Source organism: Thermoflexus sp. (genome assembly GCF_025055495.1).
Lineage (GTDB): Bacteria > Chloroflexota > Anaerolineae > Thermoflexales > Thermoflexaceae > Thermoflexus.
Map to the genome: position 1 here is coordinate 1 of NZ_JANWXB010000300.1, position 10,972 is coordinate 10,972.

General features: G+C 66.6%; 10 protein-coding genes. 7 read left to right on the forward strand and 3 right to left on the reverse strand.

Going from position 1 to position 10,972, the window contains the following annotated elements; translation table 11 throughout:
* Positions 1-287 precede the first annotated feature (287 nt).
* The 4 genes from NZM16_RS09475 (at position 288) to NZM16_RS09490 (ending at position 3,677) form a co-directional block, all read left to right on the forward strand.
* Positions 288-701, forward strand: coding sequence for a dimethylsulfonioproprionate lyase family protein (locus NZM16_RS09475; RefSeq protein WP_295453311.1), 414 nt, complete (start codon positions 288-290; stop codon positions 699-701).
* Between the two features lie 178 nt (positions 702-879).
* Positions 880-1,548, forward strand: coding sequence for a response regulator transcription factor (locus tag NZM16_RS09480; protein ID WP_366946228.1), 669 nt, complete (start codon positions 880-882; stop codon positions 1,546-1,548).
* Positions 1,549-1,552: 4 nt separating this feature from the next.
* Positions 1,553-2,647 (forward strand): cell wall metabolism sensor histidine kinase WalK, encoded by a 1,095-nt coding sequence (locus NZM16_RS09485; protein ID WP_295453306.1) that lies wholly within the window; start codon positions 1,553-1,555, stop codon positions 2,645-2,647.
* Between the two features lie 97 nt (positions 2,648-2,744).
* Complete coding sequence (locus NZM16_RS09490) at positions 2,745-3,677, forward strand: DMT family transporter (RefSeq protein WP_295480127.1); 933 nt, start codon at positions 2,745-2,747, stop codon at positions 3,675-3,677.
* Between the two features lie 326 nt (positions 3,678-4,003).
* Here the strand turns inward: NZM16_RS09490 and NZM16_RS09495 are convergent, their stop codons facing one another.
* Together NZM16_RS09495 and NZM16_RS09500 are read right to left on the reverse strand one after the other, a co-directional pair.
* Positions 4,004-5,416, reverse strand: coding sequence for a class II fructose-bisphosphate aldolase (locus NZM16_RS09495; protein WP_295480129.1), 1,413 nt, complete (start codon positions 5,414-5,416; stop codon positions 4,004-4,006).
* Positions 5,413-5,952, reverse strand: coding sequence for a hypothetical protein (locus tag NZM16_RS09500; RefSeq protein ID WP_295480131.1), 540 nt, complete (start codon positions 5,950-5,952; stop codon positions 5,413-5,415). Before NZM16_RS09500 ends, NZM16_RS09495 begins: the two co-directional genes overlap by 4 nt.
* A gap of 371 nt (positions 5,953-6,323) precedes the next feature.
* Here NZM16_RS09500 and lgt point away from each other — a divergent pair, with 371 nt between their 5' ends.
* From lgt to NZM16_RS09515, 3 genes are all read left to right on the forward strand, one after another.
* Positions 6,324-7,298 carry a prolipoprotein diacylglyceryl transferase gene (lgt, locus tag NZM16_RS09505; RefSeq protein ID WP_295453663.1) on the forward strand — a complete coding sequence of 325 codons (975 nt, stop codon included), beginning with the start codon at positions 6,324-6,326 and terminating at the stop codon, positions 7,296-7,298.
* Between the two features lie 400 nt (positions 7,299-7,698).
* Positions 7,699-8,322 (forward strand): hypothetical protein, encoded by a 624-nt coding sequence (locus NZM16_RS09510; protein WP_295480133.1) that lies wholly within the window; start codon positions 7,699-7,701, stop codon positions 8,320-8,322.
* Between the two features lie 35 nt (positions 8,323-8,357).
* On the forward strand, positions 8,358-9,626 hold the full coding sequence (locus NZM16_RS09515; RefSeq protein ID WP_295480135.1) for a glycosyltransferase: 1,269 nt from the start codon (positions 8,358-8,360) through the stop codon (positions 9,624-9,626).
* On the opposite strand, the gene NZM16_RS09520 is transcribed toward NZM16_RS09515, so the two are convergent.
* Entirely contained in the window at positions 9,623-10,483 is an 861-nt protein-coding gene (locus tag NZM16_RS09520) for an EamA family transporter (protein WP_295480137.1), read from the reverse strand. The genes NZM16_RS09515 and NZM16_RS09520 overlap by 4 nt on opposite strands.
* Positions 10,484-10,972 lie beyond the last annotated feature (489 nt).

The window sequence follows — 10,972 nt, forward strand, 5'->3', positions numbered from 1 at the left end:
GCCAAAGGCAGCGCCCCAGCCCCAAAAAGCTTTTTTCTCTCCTCCCCAGAGCTTATGGGCCCTGGGGAAGGAAAGGAAGGAAGGAGAAGCCCAACCCGCGTCCCTCCCGAAGGCGTTCCAATGGAACTCGACGCCTGAAGGGACACATGGTGTGTAATATCATTTGGAGGCGCATGCTCGGGGTTTAACCCCCGGAATCTATCTTTGCGCACCCATTCATTCCCCTTTAGGCGGAGGGCAGGGGACGGAATAGGGCCTTTCGGGCCTTCACCAACGGAGGTCAGGAGATGGACGGTTCACATCGTGTCGTGATCAAGCCCTTCGAGTTTCGAAGCGGCGCCCCGATGGAGCGCCTGCCCGGCGTTCGAGATTGGAAGGTGATCTACCCGGAAACCGGCTTTCCCGTCAAGACCCTAGTGATGGGCATCGTGGAGATCGATCCGGGCGCCCATACCCCTCTGCATCGCCATAACTGCGAAGAGGTTTATTATGTTCTGCAGGGCCGAGGCTATATCGAGTCGGACGGACAACGCTACGAGTTCGAGGCGGGGGATGCCATCTATAACCGTGAAAACACGGCCCACCGGGTGTTCAATACAGGGACCGAGCCGGTGCGGCTGTGCGTGGTGGCGGGGGTTATGCTGATGGGCCTGCTCCCGGAATGGCCGACGCCCAGCCCCTATGAGATCTTGGAGCCATAAGGGCTCTACGTCACGGCTCCCATCGCTTTCCTTCCACGGTGCGGGGAAGGCGTCGGAATCCAGCCCCAGGAGACAGGGGTTCACATGGCCTCGTTGGGCCAATACGGAAACGGGGCTCATCCCCGTCGGGAGCGCCCTCGAAGTGGCTCGAACGCTGATGGAATGGGGTGAAGGGGAGATGCGCCTGCTGCTGGTGGAGGACGATCCATCACTACGGGAGACCCTAGCGGATCAGCTTCGGCGCGAGGGTTTTGAGGTGATCACCACCGGGGACGGCGGAGAGGCTCTGGAGCTGGCTCGAACGGCCCAGCCGGACCTGATCATCCTCGATCTCATGCTCCCCACGCTGGATGGCCTTTCCGTCTGCCGGATCCTCCGCAAGGAAAGCGACGTTCCCATCCTGATGCTCACAGCCCGCAGCGGGCCGGTGGATCGGATCGTGGGGCTGGAGGTGGGAGCAGACGATTATGTGGTGAAGCCCTTCCACGTGGGGGAGCTGATCGCCCGCATCCGGGCCCTCCTTCGTCGAACCCGGGGCCGTCCGGCGACGATGCTGGCCGCGGGGGATTTGACCCTGGACCTGCTGGCCCGCAAAGCATATAAAGGCGGCCAGGAGCTCCGTCTCACGCTGAAGGAATTCGACCTCCTGGCCACCCTGGTCCAGAACCGCGGCCGGGTCCTGAGTCGCGCCTTCCTCCTGGAGCGAGTGTGGGGCGTGGAGCACCCCGTGGACACCCGAACCGTGGACACGCATATCCGCTGGCTTCGGGAGAAAATCGAGGAAGATCCTGCGCACCCCCGGCGGATCGTCACCGTGCGCGGGATCGGTTATCGTTTCGAGGGTTAAGCCGATGGAATGGATCGCGGTTGTTCTGGGGATTCTCCTGCTGATCGCGCTGGCCGGGCTGGTCCTCCTCAACCGACAACGACGCCAGCTGGAAGAGATCCTCCAGGAAGCGCAACGAGCACGCCGGGAGCTGGAGGCGGAATGCGATCGCATGGCGGCTTGGCTGGAAGGGTTACGGCTGGGTGGAACGGAAGCGCTCCTCCTGCTTGACCAGAGCCGACGGATCCTGTGGGCGAACCGTCCGGCCACGGAGCAGCTCAACGCCCGGCCGGGCCGCGCCCTTCCGGAAGCGATCCCCTCCCTCGAACTGGAGACGCTCCTGGAAACGACAGGAACCGCCGAGATCCGATGGCGGGATCGCTGGTGGCTGGCCACCGGCTGGACATGGCCCCGCGGCTACGGGCTGGCGCTGGTGGATATCACTCGCCAGCGGGAAGCCGAGCGGGCGCGGCGGGAGCTCACCGCCAACGTCGCCCATGACCTGCGGACGCCCCTCACCACCATCCGGCTACTGCTGGATGAGCTGAAGCCCGCTGAACCTATCCCGCCCTCGTGGGAACGTCTGACCCGGGAGCTGGACCGGCTGATCCAGCTGGTCAACGCTTTGCTGGATCTGGCCCGTCTGGAGGCCGGGGAGTGGCCCCTCGCCTATGAGGCCGTAGAAGTTCGCCCCTGGGTGCAGGGGTGGGTGGAGCGATTCGCCCCCCTCTGGCAGGCACGGGGCCTCAAGGTTCATCTGGACCTTCCGGAAGGGCTTCGGGTATGGGCAGACCCAGAGTGGGCGGGCCGGGCGTTAGGCAATCTCCTGGACAACGCCATCAAGTTCACGCCCCCGGGGGGCGAAGTGCGGGTGCGGGCCTGGCCGGAGGGGGAATGGGTGGCCATCGAGGTGGCGGACACCGGCCCGGGAATCCCACCGGAGGATCTCCCGCGCATCTTCGAACGCTTCTATCGCCGGGATCGTCATCGCGGAGGCGGCGGCAGTGGCCTCGGGCTGGCCATCGCCCGTCACGCTGTGGAGGCCCACGGCGGTCGTATCCAGGCCTTCAGCGAACCCGGCCAAGGCGCCCGTTTCGTGTTCACCCTGCCGGCGGCTTAAGCCAGGGCGGCGACGCTGGGGCGGAAAGGGAGCGAGGGGATCCGCTTCGCCACCATGTCCCAAGGGCTTGCGATGCTTCCCCTCAGGAGGGGCCAGGATGGAGCGGATGAAAGCAGGGATCCTCTGGAGGCGCTGGACAGCCCGCGTGGGGGAGTCGGCCTGGATCGGCCTGCTCCTGGTCAACCTGGCCACTTTCACCTGGGCCACGAACATGACCCTGGGCCGCTGGCTGCGGGAGAGCATCGGGCCGCTGACGCTGTCAGCGCTTCGGTTTCTTCTGGCCTTGCTCTGTTTCGCCTGGCTGTTGCGATCCCGACCATCTGAGGAACGCCGCCCGGGCGCCGATGCCCCGTTGCTCCTCGGGATGGCCCTGGCCGGGGTGGCCCTCTTTGCTCCCACGCTTTACTGGGGCCTGCGCTTCACCACCGCAGTGAACGCCACCCTCATCAACGGCCTGGGTCCGCTGATCACCGGCCTCCTGGCCGCGCTGCTGATCCGGGAACCGCTTACCCCGCGTCAGCTCATCGCTGCCCTGGTCGGGCTGGTGGGCGTGATCGTAGTGATTTCCAACGGCTCTCTGGCCCTGGGGGAAATGCTCCACGGCAATATCGGCGATCTGCTGGTGCTGGCGGCGCTCACCCTGTGGGGGATCTACTCCGTTCTGGGGCGGAAGGTCATGGCCCGACGCTCCGCGATCTCTACGACCGCCCTATCGATGGCGCTGGCCATGCCGCTGCTGATCCCCGCCGCGCTGGTCGAACAGTTTTCTTTCCCGGTTCACTGGCGTTCAGAGGTTGCGCTGGCGGTGCTTTATATCGGGTTCGCCCCCACGGTGCTGGGCTTCCTGGCCTGGAACGAAGGCGTCCGTCGATTGGGTCCGGGCGGCGCCATGATGTTCTACAACACCCTGCCGATCTACGGAGCGCTGTTAGGGCACTTCCTGCTGGGGGAGCCGTTGGGCCTCACCCATTTCGTGGGAGGGGCGCTGATCATCGGGGCCGGGCTTTGGGCCGCCCGCGCCGGCCGGTAAAGCGGACCGCACGGGCTCCCTAGCTGAGGGCCCCCGAGCTCGCGCCGCCCGAGACGCCGTGTATGGGAGACTTCCGCCCCAAACCCTCTTTTGCATCCCTCCTTAGCAGTTTAAAGAGCCGCTATTATGGCAATCCAAGCGCCAATCGCCTCGATCACCCTTAGATCCCGAATCGGATGGCACCGCAGCGTATGAGGAAGGTGGCTGAAACGTTCTTTCGCAATCGGGTTCGGCCGGCGGCACAGGCTCTGAACGTGAGCCTTTCTGAGGTTGGGGGAGCTCGGCCAGGGCCTTTGTCGCCCAGCCCGGCTCCCCGAGATATTCGTTCAATCGGCCAGGCCCTCGACCTCCTCCCGGGGAGCCCGGAGCTCTGGGGCTGCGGAAATCGCCCGGAGGAAGGGAACGGGCCGCACCCACCGCGCGACTAGGTCGCGGGTGCCTGCCACCGCGAGCCGTTCGAACAGCAGGGCGAACCGCGCTTCCAGGGCCTCGCGGATCGGCCCTCGCGTGTCCTCCGGCAGCTCCCAGAAAGCCTGCTTGAACGGCCCCCACGCCCGCTTGCGGGCCTTGTAGTAAAACTGCTCCTCGGTCTCCCCGGGCTTCCACTCCTCCGCGTGATGCGCCCGCAGATAGGCGTAGATCTCCTCCCGGAAGGACGCCGGCAACAGATCGAAGACCAAGTTCTGGAAGCCCGTGGCCAGATGCACTTCGCAGGCCTCGCATTCCACGAACTTGTTGAAGGCCTCCTCCGGCAGCGTGCTGGCCCCGTGCTGCACCGCGCCCGCCAGCCCGTATTCCAGGCGGGCGGCTCGGGAAAGCGCCCTCAAGGCCTCGAAGTCGATGGCCACCTGGGCCAGCCGCCCATCCGGTAGCACCACCCCGCCGTGGGTGGTGCCGGTCTGCACGCTGATCTTGCTGATCCCCACCTCATCACTTAGGTGCCGGCGATAGCCGTCCATGAACGCCCGCAGCTCCTCCACCGTGCTGTTCTTCCCCCCCACTTCTCCGATCTCCCCGCCGACGGAGATCGTGACGCCGGGCGGCTCAATGGAGCGGATGTAGCGGGTCAGCTCGGCGCACAGGGTGTAATTGAGCCGCTGCTGTTCGTCCAGGGTGGGCTTCGTGAGATCCACCAGGGTGGAGGTGTCGATGTCGATGTTGTAGAACCCGGCCGCGATGGCTTCGGCGGTGAGATCCCGCACCGCCTGGAGCTCCCGTTCGGGGTCTTTGGCGTAGGCTTTGGCGGAGACCTGGAAGTGATCGCCTTGGAGGAAGAGCGGTCCGCGGAACCCCTCCTTGATGGCGGCGGCGACGATGACGACGGCGTATTCCTCCGGCCGCTGATCGGTGTAGCTGATCTCGCTGCGGGCGATCTCGAAGATCATTGCGCCCACATCCAGGCGGAGGGCGGCCCGGAAGGCCGCCCGGGCCATCTCGTAGGTCATCCCCCGCAGGTTCATGGCCGGCACCGTAAAGGTTGGGGGAACCTCGCCCCGGCCCCGGGCGGCGTAAAGCTCATGGATGGACGCCGGGAGGATCCCCAGCGCCTCACCGATCCGGAAGATCCATCCGCGGGCTTCGGCTTTCTCCCCCGGGCTTCCGAAGACCGCCTGGCGGACCAGCCCATCGATCCCCTTCTGCCGGATCCAGGGCAGATCCCGGATTTCCACCTGGTCCTCAATCACGGCCAAGGCTTCGCTCCACTCCGGCTGCTGGAGAAGACTTCGCCCTCCACTCATTCGGCTGCCTCCTTCTTCTTGGATCGCTGGGGGTGTTCGAATTTTTCCTCCTCCTCGGCAGACGCCCTGGCTTTGCGCGCCCGGGGTCGCTTCGGCGCGGGCGGGGCTTCCTCCAGGCTTCCCTCTTCCTCCTCCTTCGCCCGCTTCCCGCGCCGCCGGCGCGAGGGCTCCACCGGCGTCTCCAGGGACAGGGGTTCCGCCATTGAGGGTGCGGCCGGCTCCAGCGCAGTGCGCTCTTCCACCGCTTCCACCGAAGGAAAAGCAGCTTCCGCTTCCGGAACCAGCATCGGCTCCGGCGGAGCAGCGGGCGCTATCGGGGCTTCCGGTTCCATCTCCGTCCCGGCGGAAGCTTCCGTTCGAACCGGAGCCGCCCGGCGGAGCTCCTCCAGCCCGATCTTCACCCATCGGCGGCAGAAGGGACACTCGCGGGCGCCGTAGCGGGCCTTCTCCGCCAGCGCCTGAGCCAGGATCGCGCCGGCCTCTTCCCGGGAGATGGAGAACGGCCGACCACAGTAGGGACATCGCGTGCGAAGCATAAGAGCCTCCTGAGCGTTCCCTCGCCACGGCGGTCCGGACGCTCTGTCGTCGCGAGATCGCTGGAGCTCATTTTACCACCGGTAAGGACTCTGAAAGGGTTCGTCATAGAAGGAGATGCGCCGCTAAGAGGGAACCGGATCGCCTCACCCCCCGATCCCCCTCCCCACGGCCCTTTCAGCCGTGGGGAGGGGGATCCGACGCTTCGTGAAGGAGCCGGGCGCCTTCAACGCCCGGCTCCTTCCCCTTAAACGCCCCAAGAGGGAACGAACAGCGTAACCCTCGATGCACTCGAGGTCGAGGGCGCTGTCCTGCAAGCTGCGGGCCGTTTTCCAGAGGGCATTGCTGCCGTCGCTGCGATGGGCCAGGAGCTATGCCCGTTCTCGCAGAGGGCGTCAAGCGGCGCGCCCATACCGCTCGATCCGCGCGTTCGGACTATAATGGGGGCTATGGGCAATTTCACTTCCACAGGGAGGTCCTGATGTTTTGTCCGCCGGGGACGACCGGAGCCATCCTGTGCATCGGGAACTTCGCCATTCGGGCCTACGGTCTTCTGCTGATGCTCGGGATCCTGCTGGGGGCCTGGCTGGCGGCCGCGGAGGCCCGACGGCGCGGGGAGAAGCCGGATCACGTCTGGGATGGTCTGCTGGTGGTCTTCATTATGGGCCTGATCGGCGCTCGCCTCTACCACGTGTTCTCGAGCCCGGAAGGAGCAGTGGGCTGGTCTTACTATCGGGAGAACCCCATCAAGATCCTCTACATCTGGGAGGGCGGGCTGGCCATTTATGGCGCTCTCATCGGGGGGCTGGCCGGGTTCTTTCTTTACGCCTACCGGCATCGCCTGGCCGTCTGGCGCTGGCTGGATATCGTGGCCCCTTCCATCCTGGTCGGCCAGGCCATCGGGCGGTGGGGGAACTTCTTCAACCAGGAGCTTTACGGCCCACCCACCACGCTGCCCTGGGGGATTCCCATCGCCCTGGAGCATCGATTGCCTCAGCACCTGACCCTGCCGCCGGAGACGCGGTTCCATCCGGTGTTCCTGTATGAATCCCTCTGGAACACCATCGGCTTCCTGATCCTGTTCTATCTCAACCGGCGGCTGGGCCATCGATTGCGGGAAGGCGACCTCTTCGCCCTCTATCTGATCTGGTATCCCGTCGGACGGCTTTGGATCGAGAGCCTGCGGCCGGATGCATGGAAGATCGGCCATATCGCCGCCGCGCAAATCTTCTCGCTGATCGCCCTGGCCGCCGGCCTGGCGATCCTGGTCTACAACCGCATCCGGAGGCAGGTTCCCGCTGCCAGCGGTCCAGCGGTGGAACAGCCATCCGGGCCGCCCAATCCTTGAACGAGCGCTGGGGAGCATGGATCGCCTTCGGAGCCAGATATGCCGCCATCGAGACCCGGGGGGCTGGCCGGGAGGCTGTCCTCGCCAGGAGGTGGGAAAGGGGGCAGATCGGCGGGGAGGGATGTCAGGCAGAACGCTCGTCCATCCCCCCAGGTTTTAGTGAGCCATCCTCCGGAGAAGACGGGGCACTTCATGGGCGACTTCCGAGCTCGCCCCTGGGTTTTGGACCCGGCCCGCTTTCCTCCCGAAGGGGCCCGGATCGGACTCGCCCCCTGAAGTTGCCCATGGCATTGGACATGGATCTTGGTGCTTCCTCGTCCCCCGGACGGGCTTCGATCCCCCTCAACCCCCGATGGATAACCGGTCAAAGCGCCGGGGGGATGATCTGGAGAAGGCATGGATGTCGATCGGGCGGGGAGCCAGTGTGTTCGTGGGCGCGGCGTTCGTCGTGGCGCTGGGCGCGGCGCTGTGGGTTTCCCGAGCGGAGGAGGAGGATTCGTTCTGCGCCCGCTGTCACCTGCGCCCGGAACGGACTTACGTGGGGCGGGCGACGGCCGCCCGGGCGGGCCGGGCGGTCGATCTCGCCGCCGCCCACGCGGCCGCCGGGATCTCGTGCGTGGGATGCCATCGGGGGGATCAATCCCTCCCTCAACGCGGGCTGGCCCTGACCCTGGGGGCCTGGAACGCTGTCCGCACGCCCTTCATCCCTGCGGATATCCCGCAGCACCCGGTGCGCTGGCCCCACCTTCCAGAAGCCGGATGCTGGTTCTGCCATATCCGGGAGCCTCAACGCGGGGGCGTTGAACCCGGAGCGCCCAACCCGGTGACCCTGGAAGCCTTCGAGAACCACTTCCACACGGATCTGCTTCGAGCGGACCTCCGGACCTCGGTGCGCTGTGTGGATTGCCATCGCGCTCACCAGGAGTCCCTGGAACCCTTCTTTGCGATCCGGGAAATCGTTATCCCCGCCTGCGAACGCTGCCATCGGGAGGTCGGCCGGGGGCCGATTCGGATGGGGCCGTGATGTCCTCATCGGGGCAACCACAGGGGGTTGCCCCGATGGGGGCAGGCACGGGGGCCTGCCCCTACGAAAACAACAACGGATTTTCCATTATTTCCGTGATGAAACCGCAACGCTGGCTGTTCGTTTCGGCCCCGCTCTGGGGGCACCTGGATTATGGGGGTTACCTGGAGCTGGCGGTCGCCCTGGCCCGGCGGGGCCACCGGGTGCTCTGGGCCAGCGGCCCTATGGTGCAGGAGGCCGTGGTCCGCCGGGGCCTGCCCTTCGTGCCGTTGCCTTCGGCCGGCTGGCGGTGGCTGCCGCCGCTGTGTCCGGATCTCCCCCCTGCCGAACGCCAGCAACGGCGTCGGGAACGCGCCTTAGACGCCTGGCTTCACCCGGAGGAGCACGCGCGGGCCCTGCGCGCCCTGGGGTCCTGGATCGAGGCGTGGCGGCCGGATGGGATCGTCGCGGAGCCGTTCGCCGGGGTGGCGGCATGGGCAGCGGAGCGCTATGACCTCCCCCTCGTGGTGGTAGGCTTCCCGGCCGGCCACTGGCCCGTCCCCCGGACCCTCGAAGCCCAGGAGGATCTCCGCCGGGCCCAGGACCGGCTGGCGGAAGTCGCCAGCGCCCTGGGCCTGGCCGGGCGTTACTGGCGGGCGGATCCCTTTCCCCAGATCACCTCCCCGCTGGCCCACATCGTCTTCTTCCCCGCCGCCTGGTTCTCGGACCTAGAGGCAATAGATCCTCAAAACCGGTTTTTCGGCGGCCTTCCGCGGGGCAGGGCTCCGGATCTCCAGCGAGGCCCTCGGCCCCGCGCCCTGATCACCCTGGGCAGCACGTTCACGGAGGATCCCGCCTTCTTTATCAGCGCGGCCCGCGCGGTGCAGCGCCTGGGCGGGGAGCCGGTGGTGGTCCTCGGGCGCAGCCCCTTCGCGCCGGGGCTGCGCGAAGCGGTGCGCCGCGCGCTGCCGGACGTTCCGCTCCACGACTGGGTGGACTACGATCGGATCTTCCCCTCGCTGGATCTGGTGATCCACCACGGGGGCATGGCCACCACCCACAAGGCCCTCGTCTACGGGGTTCCCCAGCTGATCGTTCCCCACGCGGGGGAACAGCACCTGCAGGCCCGGCGGGCCGAGCGGGCGGGGGTGGGGCGGGCGTTGCGGCCCGCCGAGGCCACGCCGGACCGATGGCGGGAGGCGGTGGCGGATCTGCTGAAGGAAGACCGATACCGGGAGCAGGCCCGGCGCTGGGCGGCGCAGATGGCACGCGCGGGAGGGCCGGAGGAAGCCGCTGACCTTTTCGAGGGCGGGCTGGGGATCTAACGTCCCGCCAGGAACACGCCGGCCAGGATCAGCGCCATGCCGCCCAAGACCCAGCCGGAGAGCGGCTCCCCCAGCCATAGGGCGCCCCAGATCACGGCGAAGATCGGGTTCAGATACGTCACCAGCGAGATCCCCACCACGCCGACCCGCTGCAGCAGCTGGAAATACATCACATAGGCGATCGCCGTCCCCAGGACCGCCAGCGCGAGCAAGGCGGCGATCGAAACGGGGGCCGGCGAAAGGGTCCACGGGCGATCCAGGATCAGGCTGAGGGGCAACACCATCAGCCCCCCGCTCAGCAGTTGCCCGATGGCCGCCTCGATCGGGGGGACACCCCGGAGCGCCTTCCGGGCGTAAACCGTGGCCCCGGCGTAAGAGATCGCCGCGATGAGCACCGCAGCCTCCCCAAGCAGATGGGCATGGGCGGCCCGCCGGAGATCGGGGAAGAGCAGGACGACGATCCCGAGGAATCCGACGAGCAATCCGCCAAGCTGGCGCCGGGAGGGTTGTTCCTCTCGCAGCATCCAGCGGGTCATCCCGGCGGTCCAGAGGGGCATCGTGGCGATCAGCACCCCGGCGAGCCCGCTGGGGATGGTCTGCTCGCTCCAGGCGATCAGGGTGTGGGGGAGCGCCGCGTTGAAGAGGCCCATCACCAGGAAGGCCCCGAGAGGCGGATCCCCGGCGGGCCCTCGTTGTGGACGGTTTCGGAACCCCCATAGCATCGCGGTGCCGATAAGCAGCCGGCCCGCCACAAAGGTGAGGGGCGGGATGGTTTTCACCCCCAGGGCGAAAAACAGGTAGGAACCGCCCCAGATGGCGCCCAGCGCTACGAGGAGGAAAAGGTCGATGCCCTTCATTGCGCCCCCTTCGAGCCCCTAATGAGCCATGCAGGATCTGCCCTCGCCCTGCACCTTGAACACCCACCGGGTTCCTGCGAAGGCCTCCTGTGGGTTGTTGGAGGCATAATTAAACTATCGAGTGCGCTTTGCGCTTGCAACAAACTTGCGCAGCCCTCCGGATCAGCCCGTTGCTCGCAGGGGGAGAGAGAACACAAAGTGGTTGCCATGTTACGGGCGCCATGAGTCCGTGACAACCTATGAGCGCAGGAGCTAGGGCCGCCAGCCCTGCCAGAGGCTGTGCCCGCCGACGATGGAGCGCGATGAGAAGGGTTTCTGCCGTTCATCAACGCCGCCAGAGGAGGAGAGCCCATGAGCGTGGACGCGCCAGCTCGCACCCTGCGCGAAGCATATGCCTACCTGGACCCCTTGAGGCCGCTCCAGGGAGAATGGCTGTCTCGCTTCTACGTAGAACGACCGTTAGGCAGCGACCTGGGCACGCTCCAGCAA